We start from the raw sequence: 23,879 nt of genomic DNA, 5'->3' as shown, positions 1-23,879 counted from the left end.
TAAACCAATCCAGGCGGCTCAAATGCTTCCAGAATTCATCCCTTCGGCAACCATCCTTGGCGCTTTCACCGTGGCGGCCCTGATCCTGACGATCACCCCCGGACCGGACATGACACTGTTCATGGGAAAAACGCTGACACAGGGAAGAAAAGCAGGCATCGCAGCGGTTTTGGGAGCAACTTGCGGTCTGGTTATCCATACCGTCCTGGCAGCGGTCGGCGTCTCCGCCCTTCTTGCAGCCTCCGAAATTGGTTTCACTGTCTTGAAGATCGTCGGTGCAGCCTACCTGATCTGGCTCGCCTACCAGGCGATCCGAAACGGGTCCTCGCTATCGCTCGAAACAGTCAAAACGCCTCAACAGCCATTCCACCGCGTTTGGCTTCAAGGCCTGGGCGTCAACATACTCAATCCAAAGATCGTCTTGTTCTTCGTAACGTTCCTGCCTCAATTCGTCAGCGCGAGCGATCCGAATGCGGTCGGCAAGCTTTTGTTTCTGGGCGCTTACTTCGTTGCCCTTGGACTGCCCATTTGTGCTTTGATGGTGCTCGGTGCCAGCGCATTTTCAGGTTTTCTCAGATCGTCGCCGTCCTTCATGCGCGTTTTCGACTGGGTATTTGCCGGGATCATGGGCAGCTTCGCACTGAAACTGCTTGTCGCCAAAGCCAACAGCTGAACCAGGAGATCATTGCTGATGGATACGCAAGTTGCAATCATTGGTGCTGGCCCAGCCGGGCTTGCAGCGGCGCTGACGCTTTCGCGTTCAATGATGAAGACAATTGTGTTCGACGCCGGCACGCCCCCCAGAAATGCCTCGTCTCCGTTTGTCGGTGCATTGCCGGGTTTCGACAAAAAGCCACCGGTGGATGTCCGGCAGGCCATTCGCCGCGATATCAAGTCCTATCCATATGCTCGTTTCGAAGATGCCGAAATCACCGGCTTGCAGCGGCAAGACGGATGTTTTCGGCTGACACTGACAGATGGCTCCATCGTGACAGCCGAGATCGTGGTGCTTGCGACAGGCATGACGGATTGTCTTCCTGATCTTGAAGGCCTTGGTGCGTGCTGGGGACACAGCATCATCAACTGTCCCTTTTGTCACGGGATTGAGTGGCACGGACAACGTTGGGGCATTTATGCCAACCGCCCCGAGGTTGTGGATGCGGCGGAAATTTACAGGCACTGGACCGACCAGCTAACCTACTTTCTTGCACCGGAAATCTCCGTGAGCGAGGAGCGCCTGGCACAGATCAGACAGCTGGGCGCCGAGATCGAGCACGGTCTGCCAAAAAGGGTACATCACAAGGACGGGAATCTGACAGAGGTCGAAATGTCCGATGGAAAATCCATCGAAATGGATTGCCTACTTGTCTTTCCCAACCAGCGACTGCCCGAGTTGGTCGCGAACCTTGGAGCATCGCTGACGGATGCCGGCTACGTCGCTGTCGACGATGGCTTTCGAACCTCAGAGGCCGGTCTTTACGCAGCCGGTGACCTCGTCTATGCGGGGCACCAGAACACGCCCACGGCCCTGCACATGGGCAACATGGCGGCAGCTTCCATCGTTATGGACTACTGTTTCGCAAAATAATGCGTCCCAGAACCGCTGAACTTGCCAAAAACACATTTGCCGCACTTGCAAACCCGGTCTCTCCGGTGATCCGATGCAACAAATCCTTTTGATCCAGATCGATCCACCGGGAGTTCCTCATGACCACACCCTTGTTTCGCGACGATGCTTACCTGCGCACGTGCGAAGCGGAAGTCGCTGAAATAAACGATAGAGGCGGACTTGTTCTCGACCGGACGGTTTTTTACGCGACCGGTGGCGGTCAACCGGGTGATAGCGGCTACCTGGAACTCGCCGACGGAAGCCGGATCGAGATTGCAACAGCCGTTTACGACGCGGACAAGTCAACCATCGTTCATGTGCCAACGGAGGGACAAACACTCCCGGCGGCCGGGACCAAAGTGACCGCGCATATCGATTGGCCGCGCAGATACCGGCTGATGCGGGTCCATACGGCGCTTCACCTCCTCTCCGTTGCGCTCCCCTTTCCGGTGACAGGCGGACAGATCGGAGACCGGGAGGGCCGCCTGGATTTCAACATGGACAGCGGAGCGATTGACAAGGAGACACTGATTGCGACGCTCAACGCACTCGCCGCTGAGGATCATGAGGTGACGACCGAATGGATTACCGACGCGGAACTTGATGCCAATCCGGGACTGGTGAAAACCATGTCGGTCAAGCCGCCACGCGGATCAGGAAAAGTCCGGCTGGTGCGGATTGGCGGTGATGTCGATCTGCAGCCCTGTGGCGGCACCCACGTTTCCCGCACTTCGGAGATAGGCGAGCTTTCTCTTGGAAAGATCGAAAACAAGGGCAAACAGAACAGAAGGGTCCGTATAGGTCTGAAGGATTGAACCGACGGAATGTTGCAAATGTTTCTGCAAGTGTTGCCAAGACCACCTGAAACCGTCCATACCAGTCTCAAACACAAGCCCGACTGGGTCGATGTTCCCAAGGGTCCAGATCACATTCACTTACAGCGCAATCCGGAATTATCCTTCGAAGACTTGCACGAAGCCCGGGGAATCTACGTGACTTAAGGAGCTGCAATGTCCGACCATCCGCTTGTTTCCACCCAATGGCTGGCCGATCATCTTAATACTCCCGATCTCGCCGTGATCAATGCCTGGATGCCGCCCGTGACGCATCCGGATGCACCTCCGGTCTATCCCCATGCCCACGTACCAGGCGCCGTCTTCTTCGACGTCAATGACATCTGCGACAAGAACAGCGACCTGCCGCACATGTTGCCGGCACCGCATGCGTTCTCGTCGGCGATGCGCAAACTTGGCATCGGCGATGGCCAGACAATCGTCGTCTATGATGATTTCGGGTTTTATTCCGCTCCGCGCGTCTGGTGGACGCTGCGGACAATGGGTGCAGAAAGCGTCTACGTGCTGGATGGTGGGTTTCCAAAATGGCGAGCGGAAAACCGCCCGGTAACCGACGACGAAACGCGCAAGCTTCAAAGCCACTTCTCGTCCCGGCTCAACCACGGTGCCGTGGCCGATCTGGCGCAGATGCGCAGCACCATCGCATCAAGTTCGCGCCAGGTTGTCGATGCGAGATCGTCCGACCGGTTTGCCGGCACCGCGCCGGAACCGCGCGCAGGTCTGCGTGCCGGTCACATGCCGGGCGCGCACAACCTCCCCTTCACGCATCTGATCAATGAGAGCGGCGTTTTCCGGTCGCGCGAAGAGCTCGCTCAACTTTTCCAGGAAGCGGGTGTCGATCCGCAAAAACCTGTCACGACAACATGCGGTTCCGGGGTGACTGCTGCAATTCTGACCCTTGCGCTCACAATCCTCGGTGGGCGTGACCTCGCGCTTTACGATGGTTCATGGGTCGAATGGGGTGGCCGGGACGACACGGACGTGATTTCCGAAGAGGCGTAGGATACGGATCCTAGACTTTTCCGGATGCACCGGTTTATTCGGTAGCTGGGCTCGCCTGCCGGCCGGCGTTGTGCAGATCCAGCGACCAGTTCAGCGTGAACGGCAGCGGGGTCCAGAGACCGGTGCGCACACCGGAAATGCGCAGCATGCGCGCTGTCCACGTATTGCACCCCATGAGCGCATTAAAGCCGCCTTTTGCCGGAAAGAAGATATCGTGTGCGTCGTAAGCCGCGCCCTGTATTGACCGCGGACGGCCCTCCTCGCCTGGCTCAAAACTGCGCTGGATGCCGTTGAGCAGCGCATCGAACTCCGCGTTGTTCAAATCGATTGCGCGCACGCTTTCGTTGGACGGTGAAATCTGCCCGGCGCGGCGCACATGCATCACTGATCTGTCCCATGTCAGAGCGTCTATGACGGGGCCAGGTTTCAGGTCGGCCCATGTGGGCGTTTCAATGTAGAAGGACCGTCCGCCCCAACCGATAATGATCCAGAAGACACCCGTATAATCGAGATCCAGTCCTTCTTCTGAAACAAAGGACAGGGCTTCAAGAACGTCCGGATCGGCCGGAAGGGCTATGTCCGTGTGAATCGGATTGGTGAGCACGAGAATACGGCGCTGATCTGCGGTCCCAGGTTCACCCGTTTCGGCAGAAAAAGAGAACGGCCTTGGAACAAGCGTCCCAAGGCCGATAATAATTGTGAGCGTTGCGGCAAGCAGCAGGAACCAGACAAGGATACTGCGAGCAATTCTTGCCGGACGCATTAAGGCGTCCGGTTAGTGATGCAGGATCTGGCTGAGGAACAGTTTCGTGCGCTCGTGCTGCGGGTTGACGAAGAAATCCTCCGGCTCGTTCTGCTCCACGATCTGGCCCTGATCCATGAAGATCACGCGGTTCGCCACTTTCCGCGCAAAGCCCATTTCGTGGGTTACGCAAAGCATGGTCATGCCTTCTTCGGCAAGACCGACCATCACGTCGAGAACTTCCTTGATCATCTCCGGATCGAGAGCGGATGTCGGCTCATCAAACAGCATGATCTTCGGGCTCATGCACAGCGAGCGGGCGATTGCCACACGCTGCTGCTGACCACCTGAGAGCTGACCCGGGTATTTCAGGGCCTGTTCGGGGATCTTGACGCGCTCCAGGTAGTGCATCGCGATGTCTTCGGCTTCCTTCTTCGGCATCTTGCGTACCCAGATCGGTGCCAGCGTGCAGTTCTCCAGGATCGTCAGATGCGGAAACAGGTTGAAGTGCTGAAAGCACATGCCGACTTCACGGCGGATCTCGTCGATCTTTTTCAGGTCGTTGGTCAATTCGATCCCGTCCACCACGATCTGACCCGCCTGGTGTTCCTCCAGACGGTTGATGCAGCGGATCATGGTTGATTTACCGGAACCGGACGGTCCGCAGATAACGATCCGCTCGCCGCGCATGACTTTCAGGTTAATGTCCCGCAGCACATGAAAGTCGCCGTACCACTTGTTCATGTTGTTGATTTCGATCGCGACATCCGTGTCGGAAATCGTCATCTTTGAACGATCGGCGGCAAGCTCTTCTGCGTTTACAGCATTCTCGGTCATGAATTTTCACTCCAGAAGTCTTTAGGCCGGGGCGCTGCGTATGACCGCGCGCCCCGAATTTCGTTTCTTTGCTAACGTTTGTGGCCCGTGTGCAGCTTCTTCTCCATGAAAATGGAGTATCGGGACATACCGAAACAGAAGACGAAGAACACAATCGCAGCGAACAGATAGCCGGTGTGGCCCTGGCTTGGGGTCGACCATGTCGGATCGGTAAAGGACGACTGGATCTGGCCGAGAAGATCGAACATGCCGACAATCAGAACCAGGGTCGTGTCTTTGAACAGACCGATGAAGGTGTTGACGATGCCCGGGATCACGAGCTTGAGCGCCTGAGGCAGAATGATGAGATACATCATCGGCCAGAAGCGAAGCCCCAAGGCCATTGCGCCTTCATACTGCCCCTTCGGGATCGCCTGAAGACCGCCGCGCACCACCTCCGCCATATAGGCTGCCGAGAACAGTGTCACACCGATGAGAACGCGCAGCAACTTGTCGAAGGTCACACCCTCCGGCAGGAACAGCGGCAACATCACCGAAGACATGAAAAGCACGGTGATCAGCGGTACCCCGCGCCAGAACTCGATGAAGATAATCGAGACGAGCTTGATGATCGGCATTTTCGACCGGCGCCCGAGCGCCAGCGCAATGCCCAACGGCAACGAGGCAACAATCCCGGTCACCGCGATGACCATCGTCACAAGCAATCCGCCCCAAACCGCAGTCTCCACGATCGGCAGGACAACAGCACCGCCGATGACCAGGCCGGTCAGAAGGAAGTACGAGACGATCGGGAGGACGACCAGAAACAGGATCGCATTCGTTCGCTTGAAGGGCGCACTGGGTATCGCAAGCGGCACCAGAAGGAGCGCAAACAACGCGAATACGATGTCCACGCGCCAGGTCTGGTCGGTCGGATAGCGCCCGTAAATGAACTGCGGGAAATAAGCTTCAACGTAAGCCCAACAGGCCCCGCTGTGCCCGCCGTCCTGCGGCAGACAAGCTTCACGGTTTTCACCGGTCCAGACAGCGTCGACGAAGGCGAACTGTATGAACGGGGCGATGATCGAGTATGCGAGCCAGATGCCGATTATCGTGAGAATGGTGTTGCTGATGGATGAGAACAGATTTTTCCTCATCCATCCGATCACACCGGTGGTCGAGACCGGCGCCGGCAGCAGCGGCGCTTCCTCGGTTCGGATCTGAAATGTGTCAGAATTGGCCATGGTGCTCTCCCTATCTTTCCACGAGCGCCATGCGCTGGTTGTACCAGTTCATGAAGGCCGACGTGATCAGGCTGAGAGACAGATAAACAGCCATCCAGATACCAATGATTTCGATCGCCTGTCCGGTTTGGTTCAAGACCGTGCCGCCGACGGAAACGAGATCCGGGAAGGCAATCGCAACCGCCAGAGAAGAGTTCTTGGTCAGGTTGAGATATTGGCTGGTCAGTGGCGGAATGATCACCCGCATAGCCTGCGGGATGATAACCAGACGCAAGGTCGGGCCCTGACGCAGACCAAGCGCGTTTGCCGCCTCGGTTTGGCCGTGACTGACCGCTTGAATGCCTGCACGCACGATTTCAGCGATAAAGGCCGCAGTGTAGATCGCCAGAGCCGCGGTCAATGCCAGAAATTCCGGGATCAGGTTGAAGCCGACACCGAGCTCAAAACCACGCCGAAGGATAGGACCTTCTTCAACGAAGTTCGGATGCTCCAGTGTCATCGGCATGCCGGTCACGAAGTAGGTGATAATTGGCAGGCCGACAATCAGACCGAGACCGGTCCAGAAAACAGGGAACTGTTCGCCAGTCGCATCCTGCTTCTTGCGCGCCCACCGGGACACAGCGATCGTTGCGACGATGCCGATGATCAGCGCGTAACCGATAAACTCCGCCCCTGGTTCCCAAATCGGCTTGGGTCCGCGCAGACCGGCGATATTCAGGTGAAACGTGTCGAAGAAAAACGACCATTTTTCGCGCTTCTGAGGCACCGCGCGCAGCACTGCGAAATACCAGAAGAAGATCTGGAGCAGCAACGGCACGTTGCGGATCAGCTCCACATAGCAATAAGCGATGCGACTGATGACCCAGTTGTTGGAAAGCCTGGCAATTCCGACGATGAAACCGATGATCGTTGCGAAGAAGATACCGACAACCGCAACCAGGACCGTGTTCAGGAAGCCAACAAAGATCGCCTGCCCATAACTCGACGTTTCTGAATAAGGTGCAAGCGATTGGATGATGCCGAAACCGGCGGTGTTTTCAAGAAATCCCCAACCTGAGGCAATGTTCTGCCGTTCCAGGTTAGCGATTGTGTTCGTCACGATGACGTAGCCCAAGGTGACCAGCAAGACCACCAGCAGAAGCTGATAGAAGTAGCCACGATATTTGGGATCATTCACCAGCGAAGCACGCGCCGGCGCCCCCGCCGAGTCCTGCTCCATTACTGACATAGAACCTCGCCCAAGTTCACGGAAAGAGCCCGGCTAGATGCCTCTCCTCTTTCGCGTCTTACCTGCTTCTGCACGCGCGTTGTCGCGCTCCCCTATCGGCCTCGAAGCAGTTTGTTCCCCCCACGCCTGTGCCGGTTGTACGGCTTTTGGTGCGTGGATTTGTGTTATTGAGGGTTCCGGCAGTTTGCCGCCGGAACCCCTTTCATCCTCAAATCAATCGAGGATTAGCGGATCGGCGGAGCGTAGAGGAAACCACCGTTGCTCCACAGTGCGTTCACACCGCGGGAAATGCCGAGCGGAGTGTCCGGACCGACATTGGCGTTGAAGGTTTCTTCGTAGTTGCCGACGTTTTTGATGATGTTGTACGCCCAGTCGTTGGACAGGCCGATGCCTTCACCAAACGCGCCTTCAACGCCGAGCATACGCTTGACGGACGGGTTGTCGGAAGACTTCATGTTGTCAACGTTTTCAGACGTCACGCCGAGTTCTTCAGCGTTGATCATCGCGTTGAGCGTCCACTTGGCAACGTTGAACCACTCGTCATCGCCCTGACGCACAACCGGACCAAGTGGCTCTTTGGAAATGATTTCCGGCAGAACCATGTGGTCGCCCGGGTTGGTCAGCTTCAGACGCTGAGCGTAGAGACCGGAGGCGTCCGTGGTGTAAACGTCACAACGACCGGCATCATATGCAGCAACAACCTCGTCAGCTTTTTCGAAAGCGACGATTTCGTACGGCATGTTGTTGGCACGGAAGTAGTCAGCAACGTTCAGCTCGGTCGTCGTACCAGTGTTGGTGCAGACAGAAGCTCCGGACAGCTCAAGAGCGGATGTCACGCCGAGATCCTTGCGGACCATGAAACCCTGACCGTCGTAGTAGTTCACGCCGGCAAAGTTCAGGCCCAGCTGGGTGTCACGAGACATGGTCCAGGTGGTGTTACGGGACAGAACATCGACTTCACCAGACTGCAGAGCGGTGAAACGCTCTTTCGCAGACAGCGGAGTGAATTTTACAGCGGACGCATCGCCGAACACTGCGGCAGCCATGGCGCGGCAGAGATCAACGTCGAGACCGGTCCAGTTCCCCTGTGCATCCGGATTGGAGAAGCCAGGCAAACCCTGGCTCACACCACACTGGATGAAGCCTTTAGCCTTGACATCTTCCAAGGTTGTCGCACCCGCAGCCGTGGTGGCAGCGACGCCCATTGCAGCGCCGAGTACGAGTGGAAGGATTTTTTTGGACATGGATATGCAGCCTTTATTTGTTACCCATACTTTTTTTTGTGCCGGAATTGATCGGAAAAAACCCTCTTTCGGCTCGTACCAGACGAGCGCTCGCCTTTGCGGCGGCTTCCTCCAGATTTCTCCCGTCCCAACCGACGTGCCCATACGATGGCATTTGGCACTTCGGGTCAAGTACTTGGTGTCATTATCTCGTCAAATTTCGCAGCCTCGGGCACAAATTGGTCACCCAATACTGCACAAATAGCGAACATGGCTAAATCGAATTCATTCAATGCCCAAAATGGGTTCATGGAATTTCCAGCAAACCGCTGCGGCGTTAACCCTAATATTAAGTTACAAATCATTTTGAACGAATTGCAAAGGAAACTGAACGCTGCGACGGCCCTCTTTGCAGCGTCGATTTAGCAAATGACGACACCAGTCCTATCCAGCCGGGCTCTCACCGTCCAGCAGCGCCGAAGACTGAGGTCCGTTTGATACGCCCTTCAAGCCAGCTGCAGCGAGAAATGCTTTGCCGATGCTGGCGCGTCTTGAAGCACTCTCTGGTCGACCTTGTGTCCGCAGACACTTTACCGGGTCAACGCATCATCTAACGCAAGAACAGTTTCAGACAAAGCGGCCCCGGATGCTGCACCGGTGATCTTGCACATATCCGCCTTTCAGATATCGTGCGCCGAATTTCAGGATAGAGACCCGCAAATGAAACCGATAAGGCGTCGGTGAAGGGCCGCCATTCAAGAAGGACAAAATGACCGATCCTGTCTCTAAGTCAGAGCTGACAAACGACACTTTGCTCGCCCATGCCGGCCGCGATTCGCATGCGTTCCACGGCTTCGTCAATCCGCCGGTCGTGCACGCCTCCACAGTGCTCTACCCGGATGTCGAGACAATGCGCCCTGGAGGTCAGAAATACTCCTATGCCCGGCGTGGCAATCCGACAACCAATTCCCTGGAAGACGCTCTCAGGGAACTGGAAGGGGCTGCTGGGGTTAAACTTGCCAACTCGGGTTTGAACGCGGTGGCACTGGCCATTCTTTCCTGCGTGAAGGCTGGCGACCATATCCTGATCACGGACACGGCGTACCAGCCCACACGCCACCTGGCCGATACCGTGCTGCCCAAATTCGGCGTTGACGTTGAGTACTATGACCCGCTTCTCGGTGCAGACATCAAGTCCCTTTTCAGGCCCGAAACGGCAGCCGTATTTACGGAAGCCCCGGGGTCGCTCACCTTTGAAATGCAGGACATCCGGGCGATTGCGACCGCCGCAAAGGAAATTGGCGCGACCGTCCTGATGGACAACACCTGGGCAACCCCGCTTTACCTCCAGCCATTGTCCCTTGGCGTCGATCTCTCCATCCAGGCCGCCACCAAGTACATTGTCGGACACTCAGACGCGATGCTCGGCACAATCGCTGCAAGCGAAAAGGCCTGGGCCGGGCTTGATGCGATACATGGAGCAATGGGAAGCCATGTTGCACCTGATGATGTTTATCTGGGCCTGCGCGGGTTACGGACCCTCTCGGTGCGACTGGAAAGGCACCAGCGCAACACGCTTGCAGTTCTTGATTGGCTGAAGGATCAGCAGCAAGTCGGGCGGATCAGATATCCCGCCCTTCCCACTGATCCTGGCCACGAAATCTGGAAGCGTGACTTTTCGGGCAGTTCCGGCCTTTGCGGCTTCGACTTTGTCGACGGGACGACCCATGACCAGGCGAACTCTTTCCTGAACGCCCTCACGCTCTTTGGGCTCGGATACTCGTGGGGCGGGTTTGAAAGCCTTGCCATTCCGGCCAAGCTCAAGGGATGCCGCAGCGCCACTTCGTACGACAAGAACCGTTGCACAATCCGGCTTCACATTGGTTTGGAAGACCCGGACGATCTGATCAGGGATATCGAGCAGGCTCTGAACAAGGCATTCAGCTGATCGAAGGTGAACAGGTGCGGCTCAATCAGATCGTCGGATCCTGGCGCTTTTCCTTGAAAATCAGCCACAGGTTCCGGAAGTAGATGATCAGTCCAAGGCCTTGTCCTGCGATAAAGACGGGGTCCTGCCGCTGAATTGCGTAGATCAGAAGAAGCGTGCCTCCGGCAATGGAAAAGAACCAGAAGGCGACCGGGACGATAGACCGTCCGACACGTTCAGACGCAATCCACTGGATCACAAACCGCATCATGAACATGGCCTGGGCGAAGAAGCCCAGGATGATCCAGAAGTCGAATTGTTCGACAAAAACGGTGTACAGCCAGTCGTAAAGAGCGCTCATCGGGTACGTCCAATCGGTCCAATGGGGGCATTGCCCGTTATGCTGTTTGATTCAAGTTTCGATCAGGTCAGGGTCCGGACGGTCGGAACCTTCTTCCGCCGCCGCCGCAGCCACCAGACGCCAAACAGATCAAGCACACCAATCAGTGCGCGGTCAAAGATCCCGTATTTGGAGGATCCGTGGCGCCGCTGCCGGTCCTGAACGTCGATGTGAACTACGTCGAAGCCTTCCCTAATGACAAGGGCCGGAAGGAAGCGGTGCCAACTGTCGAAATACGGAAGCTGCAGAAAAACATCCCGGCGGAGTGCCTTGAGACCGCAACCGCTGTCGCGCGTCTTGTCTTTCAAAATGGCACCGCGGATCTTGTTGGCAAACTTTGAAGCGTAGCGCTTCGCGAGACTGGCCTTGCGCCCAAGGCGCTGACCGGCCGCAAGCGCGGTCTCCGGACCTGCCGCGTCGAGTGCGTCGAGAAGTTCGGGAATATAGGCGGGATTATTTTCCCCGTCCCCATCAATCGTCGCAACAACGTCGCCGCGGGCATGGTGCAGGCCCGTTCTGACGGCACAGCTCTGGCCACAGGATGCCTCGTGACGAACCGGCCGCAGCCAGTCGTGTGTGGCGGCGTAGTCTTGAAGCACTATGTCGGTGCCATCCGTCGAGCCGTCGTCGACAACGATGACCTCAAAGCGCCGCTCCTTGAGCGCCGCCTCGATCTCATCAAGGAGAATGGGAAGGTTCTGAGCCTCGTCCTTTGCCGGGACCACGACTGTCACAGCAAGGGCGCCCTTGCTGGCCGCAAGGCCTTCAAGAAAGCTAGTAGTCATGGAGTTGCCCGTTCTGCTTCTTCCGCCTTGGATGTCTCGACCATGACACGATCAGCCCCCCGCTGACCTCGCACCACTTGCCAGACGGCACGCACACACGCCTTCGCCGATCTTGAATTCATGTTCGGCTCGATTTTTCCCGAAGTCGAAAAGTGAAACCCGATCCGTCGCCTCGCCATGGCTCTGACCGTGAAGAATGTAAAGGTCATGCCCAGGAGCGTCCCGGCAATGACGTCGCTCGGATAATGAGCGCCAACCATCACGCGGCTGAAAGCGACCCAGAATGCCGCGACGACGATAAGCCAGCGATAAGCCGGGAAAATGAAGGCAAGCGCCGTCGCCAACGCGGCCACGGTCGTGGAATGTCCCGACGGGAAGCTTGTGTAGGTTCCATCAAAGGCAAGAAAATCGAAACGGACCGGACCGACCTGCTCGTAGAGTTTCGGGCGCGCACGGCCGAGCGACCACTTGAAAGCTATTGCGATGAGACCGGTGGCGGCCACGGAATAGAAAATGAAGGTCGCGTAGGTAAAAACCGACCCGATCGCCATGCGGATACGAAATGCGTAGCGGCCTGCATCAAGTGCCAGCAGGAACAGGCAGGTAAGACCGGTGGAGATCAGGATCCAGTCCGCCTTGCCGAAATCGGTGAACGCGCGAAACGCTTCGCGGTATTCGCCAGGCAGCGAACGGAGCCAGGGATAGGTCGGAACATCGAAAACGACGACCGCAACGCCGACGGTCAATAGCAAGATTGCGAAGATATCCTGTGGCCGCTGGCCCGGGGGCAATGGGTCAAGAATATGGCGTGCCCGCTCCTTGCGGCCGGAAAACAGCATGCGCGCCCGCCGAATATTGCCGCGCATGCGCGAGAGTATTCGCCAGAAACTGTTATTGCTGTTCGTCATTGCCGCTTTCTGCACCCGTTCCCTTATCGGCTTTCTGGTAAAGCGCGATATCGACATTGTCGCCGCCGTTAATATTGAGGCCGTCTACCCTCTTTCTGACCTCCGGCACAAGACCAATCTCCTTTGCCGAGGCCAAAAACGCCGCTTCTTCCCGGCTTTCTATGGCGGCGACACGGCAGGAAGCGGAATCTCCTTCGTCTGCCTGTGCCAGAAACTCAGCAGCCCCTTTCGGCGAAATGATGCGCGTTTCCGTTCCTTCCAAAAAGATGAAGCTCGGCTCATGAAAGCCGGAGGTAACGACCTGGCGGTCACTCTGGTTCTCGCACCCGGGAATATGATCCAGTGCTTCAACAAGACGCGGGCTGACCCAGATGGGCGAAAGAGCCGGTCCAACGAACCCCCAAAAGCCGATCGCGATACATGCAGCGCTAAACGTCACGCCGGGAAAGGCATAGAGCGCCGGACCGCGCAACAGTTTTGAAGCTGCGGCAATGCCGAACACAGCTCCCAGCGCCATCACAATGGCACCGGGCGGCGACGGCCAGATGCCCAGCACAAACGGTCCGGCGAAAGCGATCACCGCCAGCCCGACAGGCGGAACCGCCGTCAGAAGGGCCGCGACGACGCGCATCCATTTTTTTGCGTGCTCGCCTGCTCCATCCAGCAGAGCCGCTGCAACCGGCATGGCCAGCGCAGGCAACAAGGGCATTGTGTAGTGCGGCAGCTTGGTGGCAACCAACTCAAAAACAATCCAGCTCGGCACAAACCATGCGAAGGAGAAAACGACGAGCGGACTTGCCCGTTCCTTCCAGATCAGCGGAATAGACAGCAGCAGGAATGCCGGCAATGGCCAGAAAATACCGAACATGGCACCAAAATGCGTCAGCGGCGGTGCCCCATGGCTTTCCTGCCCCTGACCGACTTTTCCAAGCAGGTCCCTACCGATGGCTTCGGTAAAGAATGTGCCGTCCGTTGCAATCCAGATCGCCACGAACCATGGCGAGACCAGAAGCAGGAACCACAGAAAGCCGACCAACGGTGCCGCTGCCTTGAACCAGGCCACTTTCCGCTTCATGGCCATCAGTGCGACGATCGTCAGACCGACGACCATCAGTCCGACTGGTCCCTTGATCAGGACGCCAGCAGCAAGAGCGGTCCAGAATATGAAACTCAGCCCCCACATGCGTTCGCCGGGATCTTTGAGCCACATGCGCGCCATCGCGCCCTGGGCAATGATTATAGTTGCGAACAGGACTGCGTCGGTCTTGGCGAGCCGGGCTTCCACGCCGACGATGATGGCAAGCCCAACGAATCCGCCAACCAGAAGGGCTCCGGCAGGGCCCATGAAAGCGCGCGCCATCCAGAAGGCTGCCAACACGCAGAGGGTTGCCCCAATGATGGAGGGGAGCCGGTAGACCCACAACGGCGCTTCGACATCATGTCCTGTCAGTTTCACCGCTGCAGCCTGAAGCCAGTATATTCCGACAGGTTTCTTGTGCCGTGCCTGGTCCTGAAAGCGAATGTCAATGTAGTCATCCGTTTCCAGCATTTGTTTCGTTGCCTGGGTATAGCGCGGTTCGTCCCTGTCGAGCGGGGGAACTGTCCATTGACCGGGCGCAAAAAGAACGAGCGACAAAAGCAGGAGCAAAAAGGGTGCGGTGATATCGTGTCCGAACACTTTCAGCCAAAACGGTTTGCGCAGGGCTGGAGCGGTTTTCACTGGCGGTGCCTCGTCCGTGACGGAAGCTTCTGAAGACGCTTCCTGTTCGACCGCCACGTCTTCAGCGGCCGGTCCGTCCGCGGGTTTGCTTGAACTTCCCGGCGAATGATTTGTCTGATCGTCGCTCTTGTCTGCCATAAAATCGCTTTTCCGATGCCTGACGAAGTCTGACCGCCCGATGCGTCTGCGTTCCTGGAAACCTCTCCTACATGAGCTTTACAAAAAGGGAAACAAGTGCTTGCCCTCACCCGGCGCTAGGCTATCGTCCGGTATCAATGAACCCAAAATGAGTCTTCGAGAATTCCGATGACACTGATTGCACAGATTACTGACCTGCATCTTCGTCCGCGAGGCTTAGCCTGCTACCGGGTTTCGGACACAAACATGATGGCCGAGCGCGCAATACGGTCCCTGCAGGCGCTCAGCCCAAAGGCGGATGCGATTGTGGTCACCGGCGATCTCACGGACCGCAGCGATCCAAGAGAATACGCGGTCGCGCGGGAGTTGCTCTCCAGGCTGGAAGCACCGGTCTACCTGATGCCGGGAAACCACGATAGCAGCGACGGTATGCGCCGGGAGATGGCCGACTTTCCCGGGCTCCAGGGGACCAAGGATGGCAAGATCTTCTATGCCGCGACAATCGGGGCGGTACGCCTTGTCGCTCTCGATTCCCATCTTCCCGGTCGCCCGCAAGGACAATTGGGCCAGGAACAGCTCACCTGGCTGGACGCCACCTTGAGGGAAAGCACGAAACCGACCCTTGTCGCGCTTCATCATCCGCCTTCTTTGTCCGGTATTGTTCATATGGACAATATGGGGCTCATCGACGCGGATGCGCTGGAAGAGGTGCTTAAACCACACGCTCATGTCGACAGGATACTCTGTGGCCATATCCACAGGCCGATCATCACCAGTTTTGCTGGTAAGGTCATGACGCTGGCGCCCAGCACCGGCCATCAGGTTGCGCTTGATCTTTCACCTGATGGGGCTGCCATGTTCAATTTCGAACCGGCCGCATACTTCCTGCATTACCATACGGAAAAGACCGGAATCGTAACGCACATGGCCTATGTTGAGAATTTCCCGGGCCCGTACCATTTCTTTGCCGACGAAGGCGTCACCTGGCCCGGAGACGAGATGTGAACCAACTTGCCGCCATGCGCACTCTATCGACGCGTTTTTTGTTTGTAGTCATTACCTGCTTTGCTATTACGGCATGCGGAGTTCTGCCGGGTGGAAGCGATCTGGAAGACACGACCGTCCTGACAGATCAGCCCGTCAACACCTCTCAAATGCTGTCGCTGATCAATGCCTACAGACAAGAAAACGGACTTCCCGCTCTTCGACATGACGCTGCGCTCGATGGCGTTTCACAAAACATGGCACGGCATATCGCCGAGCGGGACAGTATGGACACATGGGCACACAGTGCCTTTGGCCTGTCACAGAGGCTCGACAAGGCCGGCTACGCAAACTATGCAGGCGCGGAAAATCTTGGGGCGGGGTATGCGGATCTCCCAGCCGCCTTCCGGGGTTGGCAAGGATCAGCAGGTCACAACAAAAATCTGCTTAATCCCTATGTCACAAGGGTTGGCATCGCCAGGACAAACCGCAACGACGGCAAGTGGCGCAATTTCTGGGTCATGACGCTTTCTAGACCCGTGTCGGATGGTCGTCCGGCGCCGCAATAAAAAAGGGCGGGTTTGTCCCCGCCCAGTTTCTTCCAGAGATCGGACGACCCAGTTATCGCCCGGACACTCGCCTCAAAAAAAGCTGAGTTCGAGAGTCAGGTTTTTCTACTGCCAGGCCTGCACCCTGTCAATTGCTTCTTCTACGACGGCCTCAAAATGGGAATGGCCGGCGTGCGAATTCAGCCTCTGTAGCAGGCTGGGCCCGCAATCCGCGCTCAACAACTCCCTCAAACAGTCTTCGTTTGCCAAACCTGGGCTCCCAACTGCATAGATCCTTGGACAGCAGCTTTATGCATGGAATATTCAGATCGGGCCGTGTTGCGTCGAACTCCCAGATTTCAAGGCCCTGTTCCAAGCAGCTTTGCACAAGATCTTCGTAAGTAAATCTGGTACTATCCAGTTGCTCGTCACAAAAAGGGCCGTTCCAAGCAAACGGCAAGTCATCAAGAATGGATTTTTGCCGCGCGTAGACGAGCTGTCTCGGAGGCGTCAGTCGTTTGGAGGGTTTTCCGTCGTGCTCGGGATATGCCCTTGCCATTAACTGAAGCGCATTTTCCGATTGAAGCATTTCCCGGAGAGCAGCATTGGCGGCTTCGGTCATCGTCCAACCTGCCGCCGAGCCAAATGCCGCATTTTTTCCGTCGGCCTCGCAGGAGACCGCAATCATTGCATGAGCACAAAGGTCCGTATCAACCCTGCAGAGTGTCCATTGACGAGACTCCTGCTCCAAAAATTCGACGAGCAAATCCGGCAAAATCGACCTAACTTGATCCTGATTCAGTCGAGTTATCCCCAGGCGGTTGTACCAGGCTTGCGCTACGGCATCCCGCTCAACCAATTCCAATAGCGCCCGGCTTCTTGCGCCGTCGCGATCGCTCCAAACTGCGCAGCCGACCGTGGAGGCAAATCCGGCCTTCTTATTGGCAATACCTCCAAGATCGCCGAACAGAACACCAGTGCTCGGAAATTGAGCCTTGCCCCCTCCTCCGAGCAGCGTCAAATCAACCAGATTTTCTGGCACTTCCCGCCAACTGGCCTCGCCCTTAGCAGATTTGCCGCCAACTGGCCCAACATGTGCATCAGAGTTTCCTAAAGGAGTTTCACTTAAGCCGAAGACCTTTGCAATTTCTACTTCTGGTAGCAGGCCCTCACGAGCCTTACCCCGCGGATCGTCCTGCCCAAGCGAACAAAGACTCAATCGCTCAGCTAGTTCCCCCAAACAACCAAGAGCTGCAACAACTAACGTGTTGCCTTGCCCGCCTGCTGGAATAGGTTTCGGCAAGCTCAATTCGGCACGGCTCTCACCACGCTGCTGCTTCAGAATAGCCGTGCAAAAACGGATCGGGCAGCCCTTTCTCGCGAAAGGCACCAAGCGCACATCATATCGAGCAAGCAGCGGCAAAAACAAACCCAGATCGCCATGCACTTGCTCGACGTCGGATGATTGAGGATGCGTGCTTGGCAGCAATAGACCTACTCGCCTCAGATCAGATTTCACCTGGTCCGATAGATGCGGTCCATCCGTCTGATCTGCCCTCATGACCGCTTCCTTTCTGCTCTTCGGATTAAGTGCACTTAAGTATCTTCAAAATACTTGCCCTCGCCTTACAATTGCATTGATTGCAAAAAGACTTTCCCTCTATTGAGCAATATTTTTTCTTCGTTCTATAGTCTTCTCGAAAGCGGTCAAGCAACAGTAAAAATAGTTATCTAATTAATTTTTACTAAAGTTTGACTTATTTCGACTTAGCGACGTGACCATCCACCCACCTGCTAAGTCAAAAAGCAACTTTAACTTCAGGAGGCTCACTATGCACGCAGGAACGACATCAAAAAGTGAAATGGAAATTGGCGCGAAACTTGGTGCCATCATCCAGGATACTGCTTCTCGCGAGCAGCTCGTTGAAAACCCAAGTGAAGTTTTGAACGAAATCGGTGTCAAAGCAGACGTCACAATTTATGCCGACACAGCCGACCTGGTTCACCTCATCGTTCCGGCTGAAATCGATGCGCATCGTGTTGAAACCGGTGACGAGTCTTATTTCGAAGAACTCGGAAGACTTGCGCTCGGCACCTGCATGTATGACGACATTCCTGAGTAAAAGTTGCAGCCCAGCAGACCACGTCTGCTGGGCTTAACTGTTTTCCCAAAGGCGAGGATTATCTGATGGCGCGCTTTCCCTATCATCAACGAAACATCGCCGCTCTGGGGAGATTGTTGGCCGAAGCACGGCTTGATCCTGACAAATTCCGGAAACTGAAAAGCGCGCCGGAAAAAACGCTTGCCGAAATCGGGCTGCCGAAGCAGGTGACCAGCCTCATCCAGTTTGAAATCGTTGACGGTGATCACCACAATCCCGTGGCGTTGCCCTACCGCCTCAATCAAAGCCGGTTGTCAGAAGGCGACAGCGAGTACCTGGCATCTGTGGCGGGGATGTTTTCAGACGCATCATCAGAAACAGGCGCGATCTCCAAAGAAAAACCGCTTAACTAGATCCACGCCCTTCTCGTAGTTCTGGCGCGTCTTGGGATCTTGAAAGAAGTTGACCTGTTTGCCCCATTCATCCGGGTCCTGCTGACCCAACCCCGTGTTTTGAACCACGTTCGCGTATCGGTCATTGTATCGTTGAAGCACTTCCAGGGCTTCGCGTTCTTTTCCGGCGCAAATGAGTGCCGCAATCCGCGTCGTCAGTCCGGACATGCTCTTCAGTGATGTTTTTTCAATGAACTGCAATGAAGCTTCATAGTCTTCGGCTGCAAACAGAATGTTCGAGTAATATTCGAAAAAGACCCGCGGCACTGTCGTAAACAAGGACATGGCCAACTGTGCTTTTTCCTTTGCCTGCTGCACGTCTCCCGACAGGGCAAGTCCTTCTGCAACGGACATCAGGTTTGCAGGATCCACGGAATTGAGACGGCCCGCCTGCAAGAAAGCCCTTCTTGCCTGATCCGACATATTGGACTGCATCAGAGCCCAACCATAGGCGCGCTGGTTCATGGGCTGCCAGGGATCAAGCATCACAGCGTGCTCGCTGAGTGACAGGATCTCGTCCATGGCCAAACCCAGTTGCTGATTTTCGATCGGATAGTGGGTCAGCTGTTTCATGTTGATCATGGCTTTTGCGGAAAAAACCATTGAGAAGTTGCTGTGCTTCTCCTCCAGCTCGTTGAGCAGCTGCAGCGCTTTCCAATCCGACTGGGGATCAAAGTCCCACATCAGCGCCTCAGCCTGACACCAGCGGGCAAACGCCGCGCTGTTGCTCGGATTTCTAAGCTTTCCGGTCGTAAACAAATGAATTCGGCTGATTGTCTGACTTGCGGCAGCCTGCAAGCTCTCCCACTGCGTCAGATCCACAATCTCGTTGAAGATGATCCGCCCATCGGTTCTGTCTTCGTATTGAATTGCAATCTTGCCATTTCGTTCGTTATGCCGGAAGCGAAGCAGGTAACTCCCAAGATCGTGACCTTGCACGAGGGTCGAATCGGGCATGGAAGCATCGCCGAAATATTCAGCCTGATAGAGGTCATACGATCTGAACGACGACAACCCAGCCACGATCTCATCTTTGAGATTTCGGGCGTCAATCATTGTCCCTTCCGTCAGCGCGGTGGTGACAATCGAGATTTCCGGCAAGCGAATGACGTTGTCGTTGTTGTTGAGGACAACGGAGCTGGTCGCGCTGTCGCTGCTGGCCACTAATGGTGCCTCGCCGGACGGGGCGTCTTCCACCAAAAGGGCCCGTGTTTCCTGATCGGGCTCGGCGTCCAGATGCAGGCGCATCTCGCGCTCGCAGGTTTTGAGTTGCTGTTCGGCGCGTTCGCGCTGACCAAGTTTCAGGTAAAGGCGGATCAGAACGCGGTGAGCTGCTTCGAGCGCTGGGTCAATTTTCAACAGGAAGCGTGCACCGGCCTCGACCTGAAGTCCGCCGTCGACTGTCGAAATCTGGTTCAGATGCCTGAATGCGGCTGTAACCACCTCGGAGCGTACGCGCTCCCGCTCAACTTGAAGCCAGTCGGAGAACTCCGGATCGATATCGTCGAATCCAGCCAGAAAATCTCCACGCCAGAGCTCTTCAGCCTTCCGGAAATCTTCTGCCCGGCCGTTCTCTAACAGCAGCAAAAGCTGTGTCAGGTCGCATGAAAATGCAGATTGATCGAGTTTTACGTGCCCGCTCGAGGACTGGACAACATCGAATCCCGCTTCCTCTTCAGCCGTCTTCAACTGGCGCAAGGCCTGTCGGAGAGACTGCATGGCCTTGGCCCGCTCGGCACTGCTCCACAGCAAGTCGGCGAGTGATTCCCTCGGCGAACTCATGCCGCTTACGCGGCTCAAATAACCCATAATCGCCAATGCTTTACGAGTTTTGACTGCTACAGGTTCTTCGTTCTTGCTCAGGAGCAAAGGACGCCCAAGACATGCAAAGCAGGAGGCGTTTGCCATCAATTCCCCGTATTTGAATCACACGTTGTCAGAAGCTTGGAAACGCAACCGCGAATGCCACACAACCTGAACTACAACAATACCTTATCACGCTCATGTCACGCTGCAACATCATGCTTCTCTTGGATGGTTACGGCAGCTATGCTGCGAAATGAAAATCGAATACTGGTGGGTAGTATAATGTCAAAGACAGTCACTAAATCAGATCGCCCTGCGGTTGAGCAGGAACCAGCGGTCGAAGCGATCAAGCGGATGATCCGCTACACGAAAAAAGAGGCGGACAAGGACGGACGCACGTTCTGCTCCTACTGCCTCGACATGGCGCTCCAATCGCTGGAAGACGGCTCCGAAGAACTGGACATGATTTTGAAAACCAAAATCACTCCGCTGATGGTCGGTCAGTCGAACGCTGAACAAAGCAAGGCCGAAAGAGTCTAAAGGTACTTCTCACGCAGAAACGGAAAGCACCGGCCTGCGGGATTGGGCCGGTGATTTTCCCGTTAGTTTGCACTAAGCGCAAATGGCAAGAGGTACCAGTCTCCTCTGCCTTGCCGCTCGGCTCTGCGACCTGGACGTCGGCACGAGCCCATCTACCCTCACGCCATTTGTATTTTCGATAGCGCGCTGCACTCAAAGGCTCGCGGCGCTTGCCTGGCTGTGCCTTTCCAACTGAGCCACTCACAAAATTGGCAAAGAAAAAGGACGCTGGCCGAAACCAGCGCCCCCCTGCGTGAAAGGAAGATTGTGCTTTGACTCATGACGCTGAGCAGTCGACACGCGCCAAAACTCTCCGCTTTTACACTGACCAGAACCCTCGTCAGAGAACTCCTGGCCCACGGCCATAAGACCGAATGATCTCAAGTCCGCGCCGATCTTGCGGATTACCCGCCGCTAACCGGACTACCGGGACGCCCTTCGCTTCACGTGAATGCGTCCGGCGCATCCCATGTGGCACCCGGAAACCTGCTTGCACAATCGTGTGACGGATTGCTCACCAGCCCCGGCATGGGCTACTGGCGTTTCGGGCCGTTATGCGGTTGCCACCCCGCCATCGGTTCCGAACCAGTAGTGGGTATTATGGTGCTCTCATCTGCCGTTGAGGTCCAGTAGAATTCGTGACTTTCAACAGCTGAATACGTAGATGTTGATAAGATGTGAATAAGTTAATCTTTCCTCGAATCTTGCACCGCACAAAAGATTTGCTTTAAAACTTGACCAAACAATCAAAAAATTCAGCTTTCGGAGAGCGTTGTTTTTTCGACGATATCCGCTCTCGACAAACTCTCAACATTGGATATCAAGGGCTGCGATTGAATGACTAACAGTCACTTTACGCGCAACCAGTGCGCCTATCTTTCGGTAAAACGGACCGTTCTTCGCTGCAACGCCGAACTCAATCGCTTTGCCGGGCCGCCTCCAAAACAACCTTGATCAAAGCCGCCAGTCTGGGATTGCGTTCATCGCCCCCGCGCCAGGCAGCGGAAATGTCGAAGCTCGGCACATCAAACGGCAAATCTCTCAACGCCATGTGGGAGAGGCTCGGGCAACAGCGCACGAAGCGCTCCGGAAGTGTGGCGATTAAAGGAAGGCTTTCAAGGATATAGGCGCTTTGTAGGAAATACGGAGAGGTGATTGCAACGCGTCTCCGATGACCCAGCGTCTCCAGAATGCCATCCACAAACCCGCTGGGCGATCCATCGAGCGAGATGAGAAGATGGTCATGTGCAACATAGTCTTCGACACTCAAGCGGGTTGGCAACGTCAACAGGCTCGGATTGAAGACACAGACATGACGCTCGCTGAACAAGCGCCTGCGCTTTATCCAGTCGCCCTTCTTCGGGAACATGCCAAGTGCAATGTCGACTTCGCCACTTGCGAGCATTTTTTCCGCATCGAATTTGTCTGTGCGCAGGATCGAAAGATTTGCCTGGGGCATCTCCAAAGCCAGGATCTGCATGATCCTGGAACCGAGCATAACAGCGGTGTAGTCCGTTGCGCCGACCATAAACCGCGTGTCCGTGGCTAATGGATCAAAGGTTTGCGACCCGAAAAGCGTGTCTTCGATCTGGTCGAGAGCAGTGCGCATGGGCCCGATCAGTTCAAGCATGCGGGGAGTTGGGGTCATGCCGTTCGGTCCGCGCACAAAGAGGTCGTCCTGCAATGTTGCGCGTAGCCTTGCAAGGGACTGGCTCACTGCTGGCTGTCCCAAACCCAGGGCGTGCGCTGCGCCCGTCACGCTACCCTGTCTTTCTATTTCACTCAGAACCTTGAGCAGGTTCAGATCAATCGAACGAAGATTATTCTGATGCATACTGCATGATAATTATGCATTTCACTTATGGCAATCTCCTGACTAGTCCTTTCGCAGACACGGATTGGGAGACACCTATGTCGACTTGGAAACTCTCAGGATTGCTTCTGGCCACACTCTTGAGCACGACGCCTGCATTGTCTGAGACTGCCAGGACACTCGCCGAGTTTCCTGCCGGGACCTTTCTGGAAAACCTTACCACTTCAGAGAACGGCGACCTGACGGTCACCAGTTACTTTGGGCGAGAGCTGCTGAGACTGAACGCCGAAAATGTGCAAAGCACCTTCACGACATTGGAGGTGCATCCAGTCAGTATCTTAAGTCAAGGCGACGGATACCTGATTGCTGCACATGGGACATCTTTCACCGAAGGGCCCAGCTTTACCCGGACCCAGCAACTGCTTCATCTGGACAGCACCGGCGCGGTGATCGACACAATAATGATGCCTGATGCCCTCTTCCTGAACGGCATGACCGCGCTACCGGACGGGCGCGTTCTGATCGCCGATTCCATTGCAGGAAAGATCTGGGTCTACGACCCGAAATCGAAATCCGTCGCAGCCTGGTTGAAACATGAAACCTTGGCACAGAACCCGGACCTTCCCTCTTCGATACCAGGTGTCAACGGACTGAAGTTGGACGGCGATCGTTTGTTGATGTCAAACAGCGGCCGCGGCGCGATTTACACCGTCTCCGTCAGGGCTGGAGAGCCATGCTCGGATATCGAGATGTTCGCGCAAACTGGTCCGATCGATGATTTTTGGATCGATGGCGACCGCGTGATTTTCACGACCCATGCCGAGAAATTGCTGGCGGTCGATCCGAGCGGAAACATGTCAACGTTGCTCGCACAGGGTTGTGACGGATGTACGGCCGTGACCAAGCGAGGGCGCAGCTACATCGTGCTGACCACCGGCGGAATGCTCGAGGGAAAGGCCAAACCGGCTCGCGTTCTGGAACTCTCCGCAGAATAAGGAA

Annotated in this window: 23 protein-coding genes; 11 read left to right on the top strand and 12 right to left on the bottom strand. The window is 55.9% G+C overall.

What is annotated here, in order from left to right; all coding sequences use genetic code 11:
* Positions 1-22: 22 nt before the first annotated feature.
* The 4 genes from RBB47_RS09115 to sseA all read left to right on the top strand — a co-directional run bounded on the left by RBB47_RS09115 (position 23) and on the right by sseA (position 3,465).
* Entirely contained in the window at positions 23-673 is a 651-nt protein-coding gene (locus RBB47_RS09115; RefSeq protein WP_305985468.1) for a LysE family translocator, read from the top strand.
* A gap of 18 nt (positions 674-691) precedes the next feature.
* Positions 692-1,588, top strand: a complete 897-nt coding sequence (locus RBB47_RS09110; protein WP_305985467.1) for an NAD(P)/FAD-dependent oxidoreductase — start codon at positions 692-694, stop codon at positions 1,586-1,588.
* A gap of 119 nt (positions 1,589-1,707) precedes the next feature.
* The gene (locus RBB47_RS09105; protein WP_305985466.1) at positions 1,708-2,424 is read left to right on the top strand and encodes an alanyl-tRNA editing protein; all 717 of its coding nucleotides are present in this window, start codon (positions 1,708-1,710) and stop codon (positions 2,422-2,424) included.
* Positions 2,425-2,619: 195 nt separating this feature from the next.
* A complete protein-coding gene (gene sseA, locus RBB47_RS09100; RefSeq protein ID WP_305985465.1) occupies positions 2,620-3,465 on the top strand; it encodes a 3-mercaptopyruvate sulfurtransferase in 846 nt (281 codons plus the stop codon).
* A 34-nt stretch (positions 3,466-3,499) separates the two neighbouring features.
* On the opposite strand, the gene RBB47_RS09095 is transcribed toward sseA, so the two are convergent.
* From RBB47_RS09095 to RBB47_RS09075, 5 genes are all read right to left on the bottom strand, one after another.
* Complete coding sequence (locus RBB47_RS09095; protein WP_305985464.1) at positions 3,500-4,228, bottom strand: TIGR02117 family protein; 729 nt, start codon at positions 4,226-4,228, stop codon at positions 3,500-3,502.
* Between the two features lie 12 nt (positions 4,229-4,240).
* Positions 4,241-5,044 (bottom strand): amino acid ABC transporter ATP-binding protein, encoded by an 804-nt coding sequence (locus RBB47_RS09090; RefSeq protein ID WP_305985463.1) that lies wholly within the window; start codon positions 5,042-5,044, stop codon positions 4,241-4,243.
* 71 nt (positions 5,045-5,115) lie between these two features.
* Entirely contained in the window at positions 5,116-6,267 is a 1,152-nt protein-coding gene (locus RBB47_RS09085) for an amino acid ABC transporter permease (RefSeq protein ID WP_305985462.1), read from the bottom strand.
* Positions 6,268-6,277: 10 nt separating this feature from the next.
* The gene (locus RBB47_RS09080) at positions 6,278-7,486 is read right to left on the bottom strand and encodes an amino acid ABC transporter permease (protein WP_305985671.1); all 1,209 of its coding nucleotides are present in this window, start codon (positions 7,484-7,486) and stop codon (positions 6,278-6,280) included.
* 233 nt (positions 7,487-7,719) lie between these two features.
* Entirely contained in the window at positions 7,720-8,739 is a 1,020-nt protein-coding gene (locus tag RBB47_RS09075; RefSeq protein WP_305985461.1) for an amino acid ABC transporter substrate-binding protein, read from the bottom strand.
* 748 nt (positions 8,740-9,487) lie between these two features.
* On the opposite strand from RBB47_RS09075, the gene metC reads away from it, so the two are divergent.
* Positions 9,488-10,666 carry a cystathionine beta-lyase gene (gene metC, locus RBB47_RS09070; RefSeq protein ID WP_305985460.1) on the top strand — a complete coding sequence of 393 codons (1,179 nt, stop codon included), beginning with the start codon at positions 9,488-9,490 and terminating at the stop codon, positions 10,664-10,666.
* A gap of 25 nt (positions 10,667-10,691) precedes the next feature.
* Here metC and RBB47_RS09065 read toward each other — a convergent pair whose 3' ends face one another.
* The 4 genes from RBB47_RS09065 to RBB47_RS09050 all read right to left on the bottom strand — a co-directional run bounded on the left by RBB47_RS09065 (position 10,692) and on the right by RBB47_RS09050 (position 14,596).
* On the bottom strand, positions 10,692-11,006 hold the full coding sequence (locus tag RBB47_RS09065) for a lipid-A-disaccharide synthase N-terminal domain-containing protein (RefSeq protein ID WP_305985459.1): 315 nt from the start codon (positions 11,004-11,006) through the stop codon (positions 10,692-10,694).
* A gap of 62 nt (positions 11,007-11,068) precedes the next feature.
* Positions 11,069-11,830, bottom strand: a complete 762-nt coding sequence (locus RBB47_RS09060; protein WP_305985458.1) for a glycosyltransferase family 2 protein — start codon at positions 11,828-11,830, stop codon at positions 11,069-11,071.
* A complete protein-coding gene (locus tag RBB47_RS09055) occupies positions 11,827-12,738 on the bottom strand; it encodes a phosphatase PAP2 family protein (RefSeq protein WP_305985457.1) in 912 nt (303 codons plus the stop codon). Before RBB47_RS09055 ends, RBB47_RS09060 begins: the two co-directional genes overlap by 4 nt.
* Entirely contained in the window at positions 12,722-14,596 is a 1,875-nt protein-coding gene (locus RBB47_RS09050; RefSeq protein WP_305985456.1) for a glycosyltransferase family 39 protein, read from the bottom strand. The genes RBB47_RS09055 and RBB47_RS09050 overlap by 17 nt, the downstream gene beginning before the upstream one ends.
* 168 nt (positions 14,597-14,764) lie before the next feature.
* On the opposite strand from RBB47_RS09050, the gene RBB47_RS09045 reads away from it, so the two are divergent.
* Together RBB47_RS09045 and RBB47_RS09040 are read left to right on the top strand one after the other, a co-directional pair.
* Positions 14,765-15,601 (top strand): phosphodiesterase, encoded by an 837-nt coding sequence (locus tag RBB47_RS09045; RefSeq protein ID WP_305985455.1) that lies wholly within the window; start codon positions 14,765-14,767, stop codon positions 15,599-15,601.
* Complete coding sequence (locus tag RBB47_RS09040) at positions 15,598-16,149, top strand: CAP domain-containing protein (protein ID WP_305985454.1); 552 nt, start codon at positions 15,598-15,600, stop codon at positions 16,147-16,149. The genes RBB47_RS09045 and RBB47_RS09040 overlap by 4 nt, the downstream gene beginning before the upstream one ends.
* 151 nt (positions 16,150-16,300) lie before the next feature.
* Here RBB47_RS09040 and RBB47_RS09035 read toward each other — a convergent pair whose 3' ends face one another.
* The gene (locus RBB47_RS09035; protein WP_305985453.1) at positions 16,301-17,689 is read right to left on the bottom strand and encodes a YcaO-like family protein; all 1,389 of its coding nucleotides are present in this window, start codon (positions 17,687-17,689) and stop codon (positions 16,301-16,303) included.
* A gap of 271 nt (positions 17,690-17,960) precedes the next feature.
* Between RBB47_RS09035 and RBB47_RS09030 the strand changes: the two genes are divergently transcribed.
* Together RBB47_RS09030 and RBB47_RS09025 are read left to right on the top strand one after the other, a co-directional pair.
* On the top strand, positions 17,961-18,251 hold the full coding sequence (locus RBB47_RS09030; protein WP_305985452.1) for a hypothetical protein: 291 nt from the start codon (positions 17,961-17,963) through the stop codon (positions 18,249-18,251).
* A gap of 65 nt (positions 18,252-18,316) precedes the next feature.
* Positions 18,317-18,643: a hypothetical protein gene (locus tag RBB47_RS09025; RefSeq protein WP_305985451.1), complete on the top strand. Its 327-nt coding sequence runs from the start codon at positions 18,317-18,319 to the stop codon at positions 18,641-18,643.
* On the opposite strand, the gene RBB47_RS09020 is transcribed toward RBB47_RS09025, so the two are convergent.
* On the bottom strand, positions 18,602-20,464 hold the full coding sequence (locus tag RBB47_RS09020; protein ID WP_305985450.1) for a BTAD domain-containing putative transcriptional regulator: 1,863 nt from the start codon (positions 20,462-20,464) through the stop codon (positions 18,602-18,604). The two genes, RBB47_RS09025 and RBB47_RS09020, sit on opposite strands and share 42 nt — an antisense overlap.
* A 306-nt stretch (positions 20,465-20,770) precedes the next feature.
* Between RBB47_RS09020 and RBB47_RS09015 the strand changes: the two genes are divergently transcribed.
* Positions 20,771-21,028: a hypothetical protein gene (locus RBB47_RS09015; RefSeq protein ID WP_305985449.1), complete on the top strand. Its 258-nt coding sequence runs from the start codon at positions 20,771-20,773 to the stop codon at positions 21,026-21,028.
* Positions 21,029-21,983: 955 nt separating this feature from the next.
* Here the strand turns inward: RBB47_RS09015 and RBB47_RS09010 are convergent.
* Positions 21,984-22,901 (bottom strand): LysR substrate-binding domain-containing protein, encoded by a 918-nt coding sequence (locus tag RBB47_RS09010; RefSeq protein WP_305985448.1) that lies wholly within the window; start codon positions 22,899-22,901, stop codon positions 21,984-21,986.
* A 77-nt stretch (positions 22,902-22,978) separates the two neighbouring features.
* Here RBB47_RS09010 and RBB47_RS09005 point away from each other — a divergent pair, with 77 nt between their 5' ends.
* Positions 22,979-23,875, top strand: coding sequence for a hypothetical protein (locus tag RBB47_RS09005; RefSeq protein ID WP_305985447.1), 897 nt, complete (start codon positions 22,979-22,981; stop codon positions 23,873-23,875).
* The last annotated feature ends 4 nt before the right edge of the window (positions 23,876-23,879 follow it).

The organism is Roseibium sp. MMSF_3544 (assembly GCF_030732845.1).
Classification (GTDB): Bacteria; Pseudomonadota; Alphaproteobacteria; order Rhizobiales; family Stappiaceae; genus Roseibium.
The sequence above is the reverse complement of the archived record's forward strand: the minus strand, read 5'-3'. Positions and strand labels throughout refer to the sequence as shown.